Source organism: Erythrobacter sp. JB2-19 (assembly GCF_057365005.1).
Window position 1 is genome coordinate 2,080,989 of record NZ_CP200290.1, and the last position, 17,659, is coordinate 2,098,647.

The 17,659-nt window shown below is 56.7% G+C and carries 11 protein-coding genes and 1 tRNA gene; 2 read left to right on the forward strand and 10 right to left on the reverse strand.

Going from position 1 to position 17,659, the window contains the following annotated elements; genetic code table 11:
• Window positions 1-9: 9 nt before the first annotated feature.
• From AC0V6O_RS09970 to AC0V6O_RS09990, 5 genes are all read right to left on the reverse strand, one after another.
• Window positions 10-2,190: a DUF11 domain-containing protein gene (locus AC0V6O_RS09970; RefSeq protein ID WP_486143656.1), complete on the reverse strand. Its 2,181-nt coding sequence runs from the start codon at window positions 2,188-2,190 to the stop codon at window positions 10-12.
• Window positions 2,187-7,358: a hypothetical protein gene (locus AC0V6O_RS09975; protein WP_486143658.1), complete on the reverse strand. Its 5,172-nt coding sequence runs from the start codon at window positions 7,356-7,358 to the stop codon at window positions 2,187-2,189. Before AC0V6O_RS09975 ends, AC0V6O_RS09970 begins: the two co-directional genes overlap by 4 nt.
• A 59-nt stretch (window positions 7,359-7,417) precedes the next feature.
• Window positions 7,418-8,485, reverse strand: coding sequence for a hypothetical protein (locus AC0V6O_RS09980; protein WP_486143660.1), 1,068 nt, complete (start codon window positions 8,483-8,485; stop codon window positions 7,418-7,420).
• Window positions 8,486-8,556: 71 nt separating this feature from the next.
• The gene (locus tag AC0V6O_RS09985) at window positions 8,557-9,033 is read right to left on the reverse strand and encodes a hypothetical protein (protein WP_472639115.1); all 477 of its coding nucleotides are present in this window, start codon (window positions 9,031-9,033) and stop codon (window positions 8,557-8,559) included.
• A 24-nt stretch (window positions 9,034-9,057) separates the two neighbouring features.
• Window positions 9,058-10,011, reverse strand: coding sequence for a hypothetical protein (locus tag AC0V6O_RS09990; protein ID WP_486143662.1), 954 nt, complete (start codon window positions 10,009-10,011; stop codon window positions 9,058-9,060).
• Between the two features lie 340 nt (window positions 10,012-10,351).
• Here AC0V6O_RS09990 and AC0V6O_RS09995 point away from each other — a divergent pair, with 340 nt between their 5' ends.
• Window positions 10,352-11,866, forward strand: coding sequence for a DUF4403 family protein (locus tag AC0V6O_RS09995; RefSeq protein WP_486143664.1), 1,515 nt, complete (start codon window positions 10,352-10,354; stop codon window positions 11,864-11,866).
• Window positions 11,867-12,140: 274 nt separating this feature from the next.
• Complete coding sequence (locus AC0V6O_RS10000; RefSeq protein ID WP_486143666.1) at window positions 12,141-14,051, forward strand: DEAD/DEAH box helicase; 1,911 nt, start codon at window positions 12,141-12,143, stop codon at window positions 14,049-14,051.
• A gap of 136 nt (window positions 14,052-14,187) precedes the next feature.
• Here AC0V6O_RS10000 and AC0V6O_RS10005 read toward each other — a convergent pair.
• The 5 genes from AC0V6O_RS10005 to AC0V6O_RS10025 all read right to left on the reverse strand — a co-directional run bounded on the left by AC0V6O_RS10005 (window position 14,188) and on the right by AC0V6O_RS10025 (window position 17,562).
• Window positions 14,188-14,264, reverse strand: a tRNA-Met gene (locus AC0V6O_RS10005).
• Window positions 14,265-14,386: 122 nt separating this feature from the next.
• Window positions 14,387-14,905, reverse strand: a complete 519-nt coding sequence (locus AC0V6O_RS10010; RefSeq protein WP_486143668.1) for a 2'-5' RNA ligase family protein — start codon at window positions 14,903-14,905, stop codon at window positions 14,387-14,389.
• A 55-nt stretch (window positions 14,906-14,960) separates the two neighbouring features.
• Window positions 14,961-15,929 (reverse strand): endolytic transglycosylase MltG, encoded by a 969-nt coding sequence (mltG, locus tag AC0V6O_RS10015; RefSeq protein WP_486143670.1) that lies wholly within the window; start codon window positions 15,927-15,929, stop codon window positions 14,961-14,963.
• Between the two features lie 5 nt (window positions 15,930-15,934).
• A complete protein-coding gene (gene fabF / locus AC0V6O_RS10020) occupies window positions 15,935-17,194 on the reverse strand; it encodes a beta-ketoacyl-ACP synthase II (RefSeq protein WP_486143672.1) in 1,260 nt (419 codons plus the stop codon).
• 131 nt (window positions 17,195-17,325) lie between these two features.
• Complete coding sequence (locus AC0V6O_RS10025; RefSeq protein WP_472639148.1) at window positions 17,326-17,562, reverse strand: acyl carrier protein; 237 nt, start codon at window positions 17,560-17,562, stop codon at window positions 17,326-17,328.
• Between the last annotated feature and the right edge of the window lie 97 nt (window positions 17,563-17,659).

The following is a 17,659-nucleotide window of genomic DNA, read 5'->3' on the forward strand; positions in this document are numbered from 1 at the left end:
TTGCCGCTTTTATTCGACGATATACCGGACGCGCAGAGTGAATGTGCTGTTGCCCAGCATCGCGCCGCTGGGGCTCAAGCGGAAATCAGTAACCGCGCTATCGCAACCATCTGTGTCCGCACTTGGCGTGTACCCATAATTGCTTCCGTCAGTGTCGGAAAATTCCAGATCGTCTGTTCCCGATCCGATGCTGGCAAAACTGTATGTCAGGCCCGTGCTTGCGCCAGGTTCAGAAAAGATAACTGGGCCGCTTCCCACTGAGATCAAACATATTTTTGCATCGGCTGGACCATCATCGGTCACAACAACGCTGTCCGCATCCGTCGCGCCTGGACCTGTGTTGGAAACCGTGATCAAATACTCGACCAATGCGCCAGGAATAGCCTTGGGGTTGGTCGTGCCGTTCACTGGATCAGAAATGACCGAGCTGATTTTCGTCACCGAGAGATTGGGCAATGGCGGTGTACAGAATGTAAAATCATGGATCGCAATGCTCTGGTTGCCCGGATTGGCGGGCGCGCCGGAGCCCGAGCCGTATTCAATCACAATTGTGTCAATTGGGTTGAGGAAGGTGAATGTGCCATCACCGTTGCTCGTGGTGTCACCCGCGCCCCCATTACCAATCAGGGAAGGGCCGCTGATCGTATTCGAGTTACCATTTGTAAGCACCGCGTTCACCACCACACCGTTTAGCCGACCAAAGACAGTAACGCGGTCCTGAAAGACAGCGGCCTGGTCGATATCAAAGACGGTAAACTGTGCACCAGTTACAACTCGCGGTAACGTGACGGTGGTTACGACCTCTTGGCTCTGATTGGCGTTGTTCATATTGAAGGCGAGCGCATCTTGAGCCGGGCTGAGGCCGCCGGAGACTGCGGTGGTCAAGATCGGGGTCTGGCCGCCGAATGATGCACGCGAGGTGAGGTTGCCGGTGGAGACGATATCAAATTCAATCGTTCCCCATGTGCTAAGCGGATAGGTATTGTTGAGGCTGCCAGCGGCCCATGCAACCGCATCCCAATCAAATACTGATTGGCCGGCCGGGCAGGCCAAAACGGGCGGCGTGCTGGGCGGATTGGCCGCAACAACAAAGCTCTCTGACGCAAAGTCATCTTCGCTCGTCACCCCATTGTTCACGGTCGAATCTGGGTCTGGCAGGCTGCTAGAGATGATCTCTGCGGTGTTGATAATGGTGCTACCCGCGACGGCAGAGATGAAGCCCTGAATATTGATCGTCGCGCTGGCCCCCGGGGCCAATGTTCCAACGGTCCACTCTCCGGTTCCGGAATCAAAACTGCCGTCTCCGCTAGACCCATCAAAGGTAAAGCCAGCGGGGAGATTGTCATCCACCACAATTCCTGTGGCCGAAGCTCCGGAGGACGCCGCGCTGGTGACGACCAATTGCCACGTCACGAAACCACCATTGCTAGGGGGTGAGCCGAGCAAGGTCTTGGTGATCGACAAGTCTGCCGTAAGACCATCGTAATCAAAGTCTGAGATCGTCGAGAACTGGTTACCGGGATCACCAGTGCCGCTGTTGCTGAAATAGACGATCTGAATTCGGCGTACTTGCTGCGTGTTAAAGTCGAACGTCAGGTCACCATCCGTAGCGGCCTGGGCAGAAGGCGCAATTCCAGTCCAACCATTGACGGTCGCATTGTTTGTACGCGCGATTGCAGAGCCGACTGTCCAAAAAGCGGTGTTCGTCGCCGCATTACTGAATGCGCCCGTTAAGTCATCATCGTAGTAGACCTCCATCGCATCGCCGAAATTGCCATTATCGATATCGTTAATGGAGAAATTGAGATTGGTTACAGCACGATTGAGCGTAATCGTAACAACAATGCGATCATCTGGATCAAAAGCCTGGTTATTAAAGCTCATCAATAATGGAGATGTCGACGCGCCGACATTGCCTGCAAAAAAGCTTACAAAATCAGCGCCAAAGGCCGGTGCAAATGTGCCATCACCGTCATCCGTGACGGAAAAATCGACCTGCGCGGTAGTCCCATCAGACCCTGTAACGACCGTGCCGCTGGGCCAAGCGCCAAAACTAGCAACACCCGCATCGGCCCAATCAATATCCGCGTCTTGCGCCAAAGCCGCGCCAGGCATGAGCGCGAAGAATGCCACCATCAAGGCAAGCAATGTCAGCTTCGCGCGAGTGATCAAGCTCGCAGTGACGCTCATCGACCCAGCCCCAAGAAACTGAATGTGTCGGCATCAAACTTCGCTTTGATCGACGCAAACACACCCTTGTCGGTGTTGCGCGCGGCCGAGAAATCTTCATCTCGGAAACCTTCGACATTGTAACCAACGGTCAACAAGATGCCATCTGCCGGAACAAAGCCAATGTGCGGGCCATATGAGAAACTGGTGACATCATCTTCCAGGTTTGCGCGAACGGTGCCGGTCGCACCGATCTCAAATCGCTCGCCGATACCGATGCGCGCATCAAGCCCGGCTAGTACACTTGTCCCAGAAAATTCTGTGCCTTCGAAACGATCGAGATTGTAGCGGCCGCCCACAAACAGCGAGAATTCATCGCGGCGGGTCTGGTGCAGATTGCCATTGTCATCGCGGTCCCAATCGCTTGGCGACCAATTGGTCGAGACGCTTGCAACCAGGCGACGCGAGCGCGCATCGCCAGTGACAGTCAATGCTGTGCGGCCAGCACCGCCCGCTTCACCAGCGATCGCTCCGCGAACGGTATCGCTGCGATATTCAAGCTTACCCAAGGTCGCGAATTCGGAGGAGTCCGGACGGTGTGCAAAAGCGAGGCTTGCATCAAAGATTTCAGTGGTTGCACCGTTTTCAGCGGTCGCTTCGGTCCATGTCGCACCAGAGCCGACAATGCTGCCCTGGCCAAGCTGACGGATTGCTCCGACTGTCAGGCCTTTGCGCTCAGCAAACTCGCCATCACGATATTCGCCGCGAGCCGTCGCGCTCCAGCGATCCTTGCGCCATGCAGCGCCAAGAGTGACGGCAGTAAAGTCTTCGAACTGAGAATTGCCCGTCAGCCGACCGCCGCTGGCAACAGGTTGCTCAGGGTTGATCACATTGATCGCAGCCGGTTCACCGTTGAGCGTACGGCTGCCGTCAATCGTTGCGTCCAGCGTCAAGGCCGGGCTCACTTGCAATGACTGAGACAGGCCAAAGGCTGCAAAGCTGCGATTGCCAAACTCACCAATATTTTGCTGCCCCAGCGTCGTGACAACTTGCGCGCCCCGCCATGGGGTCACTTCGATGCCGCCGCGTACGGTACGCGCATTGATGTTCTCGCCATTGGCGATCTCATACTGACCGACCAGGCGAATATCATTTGTGATGGCGTAACGAACGCCAAACCGGTGACGGGTCGGCAGATCAATGCTCTCCGTCGCGTCCAGAGCGATGGCGCTGGTTGCGCTAAGCTCCAGCTTGTTATCCAGCAAGCGCTGACTAATCCCGCCTTCCAGAACGGTTGATTTGTTGCGCGTGCCATCGGCCAGGCGATCGTTGAAATGCGCCAGACCCACAGTAAGGTCGGTGCTTTGCGTGGTATAGCCCAATTGCAACTGGGCCGCTCGGCGCCTGCTGTCGTCGGTCAGGTTATCATCTTGCCACACGCTGGCGACAAGATTGAGATCATCGCTGATCAACAGGCGGCCATCGGCGCCAAATTTGCGGCGACCCTGCTCTGCGCCATTTTGCTGGCCGACACCGTAATCGGCATCGAGCGAACGAGCATATACCAGCAAGTCTACCTTGCCGGTTTGATGCTGCGCCTCAACCAACCAGCCATTGGAGGTCGTCCCCTCGGTACGGCTCAAGCCAAGCTCAGCGCGCAGTTCGGTGTTCTCGTCCAACTGAGCACGCAGATCGATTGCGCCCAGATTGGTGCGGGCACCCTCGCCCTTGTCAGTGATCGCGCTGGCGCCGACGCGGATGTTACCACTCTTGCTCGTCCAGTCGACCCGTATGCCAGCATTCAGTTCACCTTCACCAAAACCATCAATTTCATAATTAATTACAATGAATTGAGGGTTTAAGTTAAAGTCACGGCTAAGCACTGGTTCAGAGAAGGTGATCGTTCCCGACAACAGGTCAATATCATAATCGATGAAGCGAGATAATTCTCTTGAAGAAACAACAAGTTCAGAGCGAAACCTATCGCGCACTTCAAGTGTAACGCGCTCGCTATTCGCAAGAATGCTGCGGCTAGAGAGACGATACGGACCGCTGATGCCCTGCCCTTGAATTTCGTCGCGGCGAAGCCGGGTTGAAATTTCAGCGGCAAAGGCCTGAGCTTTCACCTGGCCCAGGCGAGCCTCGCCTTTCAGGCCAGTTGCTGTGCGGTTGTAGCGTGCAAGCTGGGTCTGATCAAAGCCCGTTTCGAAATCGCCGTACAGCGCATAGAAGGTTGAGCTTTCAATGCGGACATAGAGGTTCTCGCGGCTGGCCGCATCAAACCGGCGGCTCGAGCCATCGGCGAAAACCGTATAGTAAGCCTGCGGATCAATCGCGCCTAGCACGCGTTGATCGTCGCGCTGCTTTGCACTGTCATAGGCCAGCGTCAGCAAGTACCGGCCTAGCACCCGGCCCTTGGCATAGAGTGCGACACGCGCATCATCGCCCAGATCGCTGGCAAAGTTACCTGCCCGCTCCATGTTATCAGCCACGCTCTTCGCGCCAACGGTGCCCTCAGCAAGACCAATAATGGTCCATTCGATATCACCTGGCTCAATCCATGCTTCCAGCTCCTGAGTGCGAACAATGTCGCCATCATCGAAACGGAAATCCAAACGGAGCGAGCCAGAAACCATGGTCGGTGCCAGCTCGATATGCGCAATACCATCGCTGCCCTTAACGACCCAGCGCGCTGAGCTTGGCGCGAGACCGGTAAGCTGGTTCAATTGCTGGCGATCAATCTGCTCGGCGCTCTCATACGGCGCGTTCAACACAAATTCGCCTGAGACGCCTTCGCGCAGTGGGCGATTATTGCGGTCCAGCACGCGCACAGCGATAACAGGACGGGTCCGACCATCGGCAATCAGGTTCGATTGCTCTGGTACGAATTGAACTTTTGCAGGTGAGGTCGTGAAGAACACCTCGCGCGTTATCGTCTCATTGATCTCGCCAAAGGAATTGATCACATCCGCTTCCAACACTGTGCGCTCGCCGTCCAATGGGACGCCGCGCCAGGTGCTGACGGCAAACTTGCCGCGCTGAGGTTTTTTGGTGCCGTCAAAGGTGAGCGGGCTCACAGGTTCGCCATCTACGCGGAGGACGATCTTCTGGCCCTTACGGTGGCGAATAGCCACACGGATGGCCGGCGCACGCGGGTTGTGACCGACTTCCGGCGTCAACCAGCCGTCTGGCCCATCGCCCAAGGCGATCCAATCGGTCACTGGCGAAGGAGCCGGTGTGCTTTCTTCTAGGACAGCGCCAAGCGTTGGGCGTTCTGCCCGCAGAGCACCGCCGCCACCGAGAGTGTCTTCGCCGCCAATAAGCTGAGCAGTGCTCGCTGTATTCGCGTCAGAAGCCGCCTGCTCGTCAATTTCGCGTGCGATTGCGCCCTCTGGCGTCGTTTCAGCCAAAGGTGCAACTGGTTCGAGCGCTCCCTCAGGCACGATGGCATGGAAATCTGCGACCATCAGGCTGCCGCCTTGACCGATGATGAAGCGTGAATTGGCGCTGCCAGCGCTACGGGTTGAGCGATGGCAATCAACGAAGCGCGCACCCTCAGGCAGCGTCATCCGTGAGGCTTGGACCACATGAGTGCCCGGAACAACACCCTCAAAGTGATAGCGGCCATCGGCATCCGTGATGGCGAAACTGCCGTCTTCAAGCATTACACGAACACCGGGAATGCCGCGGCGCGGATTGCGCAGCGAACACGGGCCAGCGGTGATGCGGCCGATGATTGTCATGCGGTCAGCAATGCCATCGCGCTCAATGTCAATAACAGTGCTTGCCCGTGCAATTCGGCCAAGTGAATCAATAGTTTGTGCATTGTTCGCGGCGCGTCCTGGAGACGCATCTGCGCGAACAACCATCGCATATGTTACGCGGCGTGAGCTGCCTGCGGCAATATCCCCCAAGGCGATGGACAGAGCGCTGCCATCAGGTGCGAATGTCACTGCATCGGGATCCTCAGCGCCATCAATCCGGACGCTATCCGGGCGCAGGCGCAGCGACGACGATGGAACATCGCTCAGCGTCACATCCCGCTTAATCCGCGCAGGATCAGGGTTGGTCGCTGTAAGCGTGTAGAACACAACATCGCCCGGCTGCACGCGCTGACGTGAAGCGGTTTTCGTAAGGCCTATATCAAGGCTTGGACGGTCGAGCGGAATGTCAATTTGAACTGGAGTTTGATCGATCAGTTCAAATGCACCGCCAAATGAGCCATCCTGGATCACAAATGTGCGGCCATCAGGCCGGGTCAACTGCGCGAGCGCATCACGCGAGACCGCAGAAGGCGCTGTGAAAGGCTCCGGCGGCTCTATAACTAGGCGATAGCGACCCAGCGCAGTCAGCGGGAACCAGTATTCGCCGGGTCCAACCGGGAACACATTGCCAGCGCCATCAGTGATTGGCTGTCCAGAAATTACCGTTGAAGGCCAAGTGGTTACACCATCCTCGGCAAACACCGTTGCCGGCAGACCGGTCGCATCATCAACCAAAGTGACTACTGCGCCATCGACTGGCTCACCGGTTTCGCTGTCGAACACTACACCAAATGGATCAGCCAGAACCTCGACATCGGTTTGAACGATAATATCGTCTTGCCCGATGAATGATGCGGCAATCTGGATCATCTCGCCATCAGCAATACTGAGACGGCAATCGCCTTGAACGGCAGCGGGCGGGGCCCGGCGCGTTGGGATCTGACCAACGAAAATGCCCGTATTTGGGCCAGTTTCGAAGATTGTTTCGGTCTCTCTGTCGCCAGAGCTGGTGGTAATCACGACATTTAAGCTGTCAATCGCGTTAGAATCGACGTTTGCAGCCGTCGCTTGGACCTCAAACAGCAGATCTTGGCCCGGACGCAGCACACTTGTGGGCTCTGCGCCGGTGATCTGCACCAGTGTTTGATTTTCACCACCAATGCCTTGCACCCCTTGACCAGCGACATTGCAAAGTGGCGCTTGGAAAGAGAGGTCGACCACGCCGCTCGGCGCAGACCTTAGAGCACGAATTTCTGGTGGTGCCTGTGTTACCTCAATGGTCACTTCGTTTGAGCTGATGCTCGCCGGCGTGCCATTAAATTGCCAAGTCGCCTCGGCGATATTGGTAATCGTATTGGTAGTGGTTGTGGCTGATTGCGCGCGTGCCCCCTCTCCAAGCACGACAAATGGCAGCAGCACTAACATGAGTGCTGCTGCCAGTCGGCTTAGAGAGAGGGTTACACGCAAAGTCTAAGTCCGCTCTATCAGTCGATTTCGACGCGGAAGTAGAGCGAGCGCGTTTGGCCAGCTGCGATATCGCTCAGCGTGCCAGAAACTTCGTCTTCGCCGCTTGGGCCTGAGGCCGCGCTAAACGAAGCATCACCAAGCGGAACGCCGTTGGCGCCGCCGGTACATGCCGCATCGCCGTCAACGAAGATGCCGAACGCTGGGACAAAGGTCACATCGCCTGGCAGCAAGTCGTTCACGTTGACGCTGGTGGCAGTCGCCGCGCCCGAACCGTTGGCCACGGTGATGCAATATTCAATAATTGCACCTGGGATGGCTTTCGGATTGGTCGTGTTGTTGACTGGATCGCTAATGATCGAGCTGGTCTTGGCGACAGTAACAGCAGCAGCAGCCACTTCATATGTGCCAAGATCCGAGAAGTCGCCTTGGTTGGCGCCATCGGTTGTACCAGCACCGTCGGCCAGAACCGTATCGATGCCTGCTGTGTTTGCACCAGCAGTGGAAGTCAGTTCTGTGGCGCCAAGCGAGCCAACATCGCCGCTGTTGAAGGCATTTGCCGTAAGAACAACGTCAAATGTATCGCCGTCATCTGCAGCTAGTCCGATATCGGCAACCACAAGGACTTCGACGACCTCATCTTCAGCAACCTCGTCGAGGAAGGTGATAGGGCCAGCAGCAAGTTCAGCGGCACTCAATGCGCCGTTGCCGTCCGTATCGAGATAAATCTCGAAGTTGGCGATATTCGCGGCGGTACCTGCGTTCAGAGCAGTGCTCAGATCGAGGTCGACCACGTCGTTCGACAAGTTAGTCACATCAAATGCGAGCACAGCATTCTGCTCACCAGGCGACACGCCGGTGTTGCTGGTGCCCGTGAAATCAACAAGCACGTTGACCCTACGGTCGACCGTGAACGTGTCGGATGCGGTTGCTTCAGTTTGATCAACGCCGCCGACCTGATAGGCGACGGAGACGTTATTGGTGATCGTGTCACCAGCTGTCGTGCCTGCAGCAAAAGCTGGCGCGCTGCTCATCGCAACGAGCGCAACCGAACTGACGGCACCCAGCAATTGGGTGATTGGTCTCATTTTAGAGTTCCTCTGCGTGTGCCCCGCGTCAAAATTTCCGCCCGCAAGGCTTGGCGGTTATCGCTCGCTGTTCAGCGAATGATTGCTGGATATTCGAGGCGGCCTGTTTCGCCCGGTGCAACCGAGGCAAGCGTCCATCGAACATGTGTGACATCACCGTGCTGCGCAGCGCGGCTTGCGCCGTCCTCGCCAGTCACGGTCAAAGAGCTAAGCACTCCCCAAGTGTTGCCGCCGTCAACTGATACGGTCAGCGCGCTATCGGCATCAGATGCCAGCGCAACGGCGCCTGGGAGTGGGTTGGTGACAACAAAGTCAGTCACCGTCTCAGAGCCAGAATTGTTGTAATCGGTGCCGAAGATCAAACGATCGCCCGGTACGATAACATTAGGCTCGACCAATTCAGTCTGCTCGTTTCCAGCAGCGTCGGTGCTGGTTTTCACGGCCATAACGTCGCCTGACAAGACAATTGGGTTGCCTTGAGCGAATGCCGGAGCAGCTGGGACGGCAAGAACCATCAGAGCTGCGCAAATTTGTCCAAGAAATTTCATTATATCAGACCCTTGTCTATTTTCTTATTGATCGATGGTGACATCGAAAGTGATTGCCTGGGTGGTACCGCCAGCGACCGTGCCGAGATCGACACTGATGCCGGTTGCGCTGGCCTCGCCTGCGTCATCTCCGCTGGCGTCGGTCAAAGCGCCGCCTGCCAATGTGAGAGAGCCTGCCACGTAAGTTGTGTCCGCCGGGAAAGCGTCGGTGACGACCAGATCGTCGACAGAGCCGCTACCGGTGACTTCAGCGGAAATGGTGAAGGTCACGACTGAACCTGGAACCACGCTGGTGCCACCAAATGGGTCCGCGATGGTCGCTGACTTGACGAGATCGACCGTTGTGATCCCGACCAGCAGTGAACCCGTTGCAGTTGCATCGGCGCCGGTGCTGCCGACGATGGCATCGCCGCCGCTCACACCTTGTCCAGAGAAGCTGGTGCCGGGTGCGCCCGTTCCGGTGACCGCCTCCGCCGTCAGCTCAACATCGCTCTCTTGTGTGTCGGTTGCGCCAGCAGGGACGGTGACCAGCACGAAAACCGTCAGCGTGTCATCCGCATTGAGCACAGCGGTTGTTTCTGGACCTGTTAGGATTTGATCGACGCCGGGATCGTATGTGCCATTGCCGTTCGTATCGACCGCAATGCCATCGACCGTCGTATCGAAGTCGTTGCCAGCAACCACTGGATCAGCGGTGAGTTCAAACGCCTCTGGGCCATTGCCCTGATTGGTGAGCTCAAACGTGAGCACCGCATCGCCAGGCGTTGCGCCCACCGGACCGGAGTCCAGCGAGGTGACCGTCACGTCGAGCAATTCGTCGACCAACACCGTGACGGTGTTGGAATCGACCGTTTGCGGACCAGATCCGTCCTCATAAGTCGCAGTCGCGGTGTTCTCAATCAGCGTGCCCGCATCGACCCCAGCTGCATGCGCCGGAGCCACCGCAACAAGCGAGAATGCACCTAGGGCGAGAGCCAAGGTGAACGTGTTAGCCAAAGTAGGCTTAAATGGGTTCTGTGTATTCATACGTAGGACGAATACCCAGTAATGGTTAACGAACTGTTTGGAGTCGGCGAAAAACCCCGGTTTCCCGCCATTTGAAACAAGTTTTAACACTTTAGCGAAGCAGTTAATCTGGCGTTCAGCGCTTTGAGTCCGATCTTCATTCGGAATTTACCAAAACTCACCTGATATCCGGTGTTTGAGGCACATTTTCAGCGAGACTAACCGCGCCAATGGCCTTGCGCGCTCAAATCGCTTACAATCGAGGCAAATGGGGACCGCAGAAACTGAATCGCTAACGGGGCGAGCACGGAATATGCAAATCAAGCATAAACTCCTGGTTTTGCTTGCTTTAGCTGTCACTTTGATAGGTTTTGGTGCGGCCTATCTCATTTGGTTCCACATTCGGATCATTGAGGCTCCCGCTCCGGCCCGTATGGAGCCTGCGGCACAATATCCGACCGAAGAATCCGTCTTGGTCACAGAACTTGGCGTCCCTCTGGAAACGATCCGCCGCTCGCTGGAACGTGAGGTATCTCGCACGCTCTACACGATCGATGAGCAGATTGACGAGTGCATTCCGCGCGAAACGATCCGGGTGCTCGGCCGAGAGATCGGGAGAACTCCAAAGATCAGCTGTCAGTTGGTTGGACAAATTCAGCGCGGTCCGATGCAGCTGTCCGGACGCGGCAACACCTTGAGCGTTAGTTTTCCGGTCACAGCAGAAATACAGGCACGCGATGTCGGGGGGATCATCAAACGTGAGACTGCAACGGCTGCGGCCAATATTCGCCTGACTGCGCAGGTTGCGATCGCGCACAACTGGCGTCTAAAACCTGATGTTCGCGTTTCTTATCAATGGTCTAAAGAGCCTGGAATTGATGTTTTGGGGCAACGCATCCGCTTTACCAGGCGCGCCAATGCCGAACTCGCCCCTATTCTCGCCAAAGCAGAGAAAACGCTCGAGCGTGAGCTTTCAGCGCTCAATCTGCGTCCCCAGGTGGCTCAGCTCTGGAATCAAGGTTTCACAACACTGTCGCTAAACGCCGATAACCCACCGGTTTGGATGCAGCTCAACCCCACCGCGATCGGAGCTGGCAATCTGCGTGTATCGGCTCGCCGTGTAACCACTCAAGCAATGCTGCGTGCCAAGCTTGGAATTTTTGTCGGCGATAAGCCATCCGTGCCTGCGCCGAAAAATTTGGGCACCAACGCTGGTATCACTCGTGATACCGGCTTTGAGGTCACCTTGCCTGTGCTGGCCAATTACGATCAGCTTGAGCCAGTGATCCTGCGCGCGCTCAAACGAGTGGCTGAACGCGGCATAGCAAAAGAGGAACTCGGCAGGCTCGATCTCGAATTCGAGCAGGTCACACTTTATGCAGCTAAAGGCGGCAGACTGGCAGTTGGGATAGAGGCTCAGGTGGAACCCGTCGGCAATTTGACCGACCGGATTTGGGGACGATCAAAAGGGACCATTTGGTTAACCGGATTGCCGGTTAGTGAACCAGACAGCGAGGTCGTGAGGATTGAAGATCTGCAAGTGTTTGGAGACATGGATACAGCCGTTGGAGACTTGCTGGTCCGGATCATGGCCAGTAAGGACGTGAAAGAGGAGATAGAACGATCACTGATTGATGATTTTAGCAATGATTACAATTCTGTGATTAGCAAAGCTAAATTAGGTGTAAGATCGATTAGAGCTGGTGATTTCAACCTATCCTTCGATATCTCAAACCTATCCCATGGCCAGATTACGCCTACCGCAGAGGGGCTGTTTATGCCTGTCACCGCATCCGGATCGGTGGCTACCGCTCTAACTCCTGAGTAAGTCTTACTATCTAATATTATCAAATACTAAACTCGATTACCTCTTAAACCCTCAAAGAATCGACGCAACAGACGTTAGCTTGCGCTCGGATCGCTCAAAACCCCAACCGCATGAGCCCCGAGAAAGTTTTTGCAAGCCAAACTCCGAGAAGGCGCGTATGGGCAGACCCAACAGATTGCGGGCGCCATGCGCCCATTACCCACAATCCCCTCTTAACCGGCCAATCAGCGCCGCTGCGCGCGCCTTCGCGCGCATTTGCATTTGAGATCAATTCATGAGTTTTCCAAGTCTCCCAACCTGCCTCCAGGCAGCGCTATCCGAGCGCAACTATGATGCTCCAACCCCAGTGCAAGAGGCAGTTCTAAAGCCAGACGCAAAAGGCCGCGATCTCGTCGTCTCAGCGCAAACCGGCTCTGGCAAAACTGTCGCATTCGGCCTCGCGATGGCGGGCGAATTGCTTGACGAAAGCGGCGCATTGCGCAGCGTGCCCTCACCTCTGGCGCTCGTTATTGCCCCAACCCGTGAACTTGCGCTGCAGGTAAGCCGTGAGCTTGGCTGGCTCTACAGCAAGGCTGGCGCGCGCATCGCAACCTGCGTTGGCGGGATGAATCCATCGCAGGAACGCCGCTCCTTACGCGCAGGCGCAACCATTGTGGTTGGCACCCCTGGCCGCCTTCGAGATCATTTGGAGCGCGGCGCGCTTGACCTCTCAGCGCTGGCCACCATCGTCCTCGATGAGGCCGATGAAATGCTCGACATGGGCTTTCGTGAAGAGCTGGAAAGTATCCTCGACGCAACTCCAACTTCGCGTCGTACTCTATTGTTTTCAGCTACAATGCCACGCCCAATCGAAACTTTGGCTAGGCGTTACCAAATCAATTCCTTGCGGATTGCAACCATTAGCCAACAACGCGGGCACGGCGATATTGAATATCAGGCGATCACCGTCTCTCCGACTGAAATTGAAAACGCAGTGGTCAATCTGCTCCGCTATCACGAAGCGGAAACGGCGATCCTTTTCTGTGCGACACGTGACAAGGTTCGGCATTTGCATGCCACCCTGCAAGAGCGTGGATTTGCCGCTGTTGCCCTATCAGGCGAACATTCGCAGCAGGAACGCAATCAGGCGCTTCAGGCACTGCGTGATAAGCGCGCCCGGGTCTGCGTCGCCACGGACGTAGCCGCACGCGGTATCGATCTTCCGACGCTCAGCCTGGTCGTTCACGTCGAAATACCGCGCGACGCACAGGCGCTACAGCATCGTTCTGGCCGCACAGGACGCGCCGGCAAGAAGGGAACGGCAGTCCTGATCGTGCCGTTCTCTCGCCGCCGCAGGGTCGATTCCATGCTGAAATCCGCCAAAATTGAGGCTGATTGGACCGACGCCCCTCGCCCAGAGGCAATCAGAGCGAAGGATCATGAACGTTTACTCAAGAAACTACTGCAACCCATTGAAATCGATGAGGTGAATAAAGATCTTGCGAGTAAGCTTCTGGCCGAACGCACCCCAGAAGAGATTGCAGCCATGCTGGTGCAGGCGCACCGTTCAAAGTTGCCCGAGCCGGAGGACTTAATCGAGAACACCCCAGAGGCTCGCCGCGCCGCCCAGAAAGACACACATCGCCCGGGTTTCGAGGACACTGTCTGGTTCCGCATGAATATTGGCCGCAGGCAGAACGCTGGCCCCCGCTGGGTGATGCCGCTGATTTGCCGCCGCGGGCATGTCACACGCAACGAAATCGGAGCGATCCGTATCGGCCAAAGCGAGACGTTCTTCCAAATCCCTCGCGCTATTGCCGACAAATTCGCCTCAGCTGTGGCGCGTAGCGCTGACTCAGTGAGCGATAACGGCGACGATCAAGACAACATTCTGATCGAGGCATCTGAACATGGGCCGCGAGACACCGCTCGGCGCAATCGCAAGTCGCACTCTGGCCCACGCGACAGCGATCGCGGACCTCGGATCAAAGCGAAGCCTTCCCATGGCGGCAAAGAAAAGAACAAAGGAAAACCCAAGAAATTCCGCAAAGGCGGCGAAGACCGAAAGGCCGAGGGCTTTGACAAAAAGCCGCAGAGTCGTGGGGGTGGGGCCTCAGACAAGGCTCGTAAGCCAGGTAAACCAAAACATGCCGCAAATGCGCCTGGCAAGCCGTCAAAGAGACAGAAGCGTCATAATAACGGTTGATTGAGCCCTTAGTAGGACCTCCAGCAATCGGCATTGCGCTTGCGCGTTCGCTTAGAGGCGAAAGACGCTTTGCTTGGGCTGAGCATCTTATGTCGAATGGGAATCACGATTTACCAATCATCGAACAAATAACATTTGGTAGCGGAGGAGGGACTTGAACCCCCGACACGCGGATTATGATTCCGCTGCTCTAACCAGCTGAGCTACTCCGCCAGAACCAAAGCCTGGCTGGTCTCAAGGGCGTTTTCACCCGGACCGCAGGCGGCGCGTTTAGGCGGGGGCAGAGCCCGGGTCAACACCTGTTTGACACTGTTTGCGCTCGAACCGGCATCTAGCTAGCGGCGCGGCGCCCTGCGAAAGGCCGCGCGCTTTATGAAAGTCCACGGCCCGCCTTCATACAAGTGCAATTCGAGCGCAGGAAAGGCGAAGCTGCGCGGCTCAATCTCCAACGCCAGGGCCGCTTGCAATGCCCGCGCCTCCTCTTTCGTGACCTTGTTTTGGATCGTGATATGCGGGCGCGGCTCGTACAAATCCTGATCCGTGAGGCTACCATGGAAATGATCAGCGATTTCTGCACGAAGGCTAAGCAATTGCGGGCTCTCAAGGGCGATTGCTGTCCCCTTCCCCAGATCCATCACCCCGGTAACGCGGCCTTCGAGTGGCGAATATTGCGACGCTATGCGCGGCAAGTAACTTTTTAGCTCCTCCAGCAAGGAAGGGGCAAAGGAGTGGAACATGGTGACATGCGCATGCAAGTGGTTGCGATGGGCGGGATAATGCTCTCGCCGCAATCCTTCGGCCCAGGAAGCGATCTCAGGCGGCAAAGCGGCGGTGACGATAAACGGACGGGCCATGGTCTAAGTCGGCTTCTGATGCGGCTCATTGGGCACACTCAAATGCACCCCGCTGCTACATCTCGCCGCGTTCACGGCGGATCGCATACCATTTCTCAACATTGGCGTTGTGCTCGGCTAGAGTCTCGGCAAACCAATGGCCGCCGGTTCCGTCCGCCACCATGAATAGCGCGCTCGTCTGGTCCGGGTTGAGCACGGCAGCGATGCTTTCCCGGCCCGGATTGGTGATCGGCCCCACCGGCAATCCGACGCGCGTGTAGGTGTTGTAGCCATTAACGGCCGCAATCTCAGACTGCCGAATGCGCCGTCCCAGTGGTTTACCTTTGGTGATCGGATAGATGATCGTTGGATCTGCTTGCAGTAACATCCCCGTCTCGACCCTGTTGGAATAGAGGCCAGCGATCTTGCGGCGTTCGGACGCTTTACCGGTTTCTTTCTCAACGATGGCGGCAAGGGTCAGCGCCTCTCGCATGGTATCGACCGCGATATTGGGGCCGCGCTCCGCCCAGGCTTCCGCTAGGTAAAGGTCCATCGCCGCCTGCATCCGCTCGACAACTTTTTGGCGGCTTTCCCCACGCTCAAAATCATAAGTATCCGGCAGGATCGAACCCTCTACCGGAACTTCAATCTCACCGGTGAGCAGCTCTTCAGCCAACAGACGCTCGTGAACGAGGATCGAGGGCATCCCTTCTGGAATAGTGACGAAGCGCCGGATCACATCTCCGCTTTGAAAGGCGGAAAGTATCTGGCCCTGTGTCATGCCGGGGTTGAGCATAAACTCACCCGCCTGGATTGGATCGCTGGAGCCAAACAACCGCGCGCGCATCACAAAACCGTCAGAGGACGTGATATGCCCTTCGTCCTCAAGCTTTCGCGCAACCGAGCTGAGCGAAGCGCCGGGCGGAATGATGAAGCTGCTGTCGACCTTTACCGTGGCCGAGCCAAGATAAAGGCTGCCCGCATAGGCGCCCGCCGCCAGCAACAGCGCGCAAACGAGGCCAGCGATCAGGCCGAGCCGCTTCATCTGCCTCAGTCGACCTTCTGCATGACGAGCGAGGCATTGGTGCCGCCAAAGCCGAAGCTGTTGTTGAGCACGGCACGGACTTCGCGCTTACGCGCGGTGAGTGGGACCAGATCGATCCCCTCTGTGCCATCATCCGGGTTCTGAAGGTTGAGCGTTGGTGGGACGATGCCGTCGCGCATTGCGAGAACGCAGAAGACAGCCTCAACCGCGCCTGCACCGCCCAGCAAGTGTCCAATCGCCGACTTGGTAGAGCTCATCGAAGCCCCGCCCAGATCATCGCCGAGCACGCGTTTCACCGCAGCAAGCTCAATCGTGTCCGCCATGGTCGATGTGCCGTGCGCGTTGACATAGTCGATGTCGCCAGCAGAAAGTCCAGCCTTCTTCAACGCCATGCGCATCGCCAACTCTGCGCCCTTACCCTCTGGGTGAGGCGCCGTGACGTGATAGGCGTCGCCAGAGAGGCCATAACCGGTCACCTCGGCATAGATCTTTGCGCCGCGTGCCTTGGCGTGTTCGTATTCTTCAAGAACAACAACGCCGGCACCCTCACCCATCACAAAGCCCTCACGATCTTTGTCGTAAGGTCGGCTGGCCTCGGTCGGGCGATCATTATAGCTGGTGTTCAGTGCACGCGCCTGAGCAAAGCCTGCAATGCCCAGCGGGTTCACGGTGCTTTCCGCGCCGCCTGCAAGCATGACATCCGCATCATCGAGCATGATCATGCGGGCGGCATCGCCAATTGAGTGCGCGCCAGTGGAGCAGGCCGTCACAACGGCGTGGTTGGGGCCCATAAAGCCGTATTTGATCTGAACCTGACCGGTAACCAGATTGATCAAGCGGCCATGAACAAAGTGCGGGCTGACCCGGCCTGGGCCACGCTCGTGCAGGTTAACACTCTCTTTTTCGATCCCCGGAAGACCGCCGATCCCGGCGCCTATCGAGCAACCTGTGCGCAATTTCAGCGCATCGTCCATGTCTTCCAGACCAGCGTCTTCTAGCGCCTGACCGGCGGCATCAATGCCGTAGACGATGAACGGATCAACCTGACGTTGAATTTTGCCATCAACGCGTTCGTCAGGATCGAACCCGTATTCGTGATCCTTGCCTTTGACCTCGCAGGCGATCTGACATTTCTGGTCAGAAGCATCAAAGCGGGTAATCGGCCCGGCGCCGCTCTTCCCAGCAATCAAATTCGCCCAAACGGTCTCGACATCTGCCCCCAGAGGCGTGACGAGGCCCAAACCGGTAACGACAACACGGCGCATTGCAGTCCTTTCGAGGCTCTTGGCCTTTCAAATACGCTACAGGCCCACGCCCACTTCGGGGCGCGGGCCTGTGATTTTGGCAAAGCTATGGAATGATCGGCGCGCGGATGCGAACCGTCAGCCTCAGCTGATTAGCCCTTATTGCCTTCGATATATTTGGTCGCATCACCAACGGTGGTGATCTTTTCGGCCGCATCGTCAGGGATTTCGACGCCGAATTCTTCTTCGAAAGCCATTACCAATTCAACAATGTCGAGGCTGTCTGCGCCCAGATCGTCGATAAAGCTCGCATCTTGCGAAACCTTGTCGGCTTCTACGCCGAGGTGTTCGACAACAATTTTCTGCACGCGGTCGGCAGTATCGCTCATAATGTTCCCTCTTAATTTTGGGGTGTAAAACTCGCATTCGCCCTAATGAACGGCGCGCATGAGTGCAAGGGGGAAGATTGCCCGTCCCAAGCGGTGA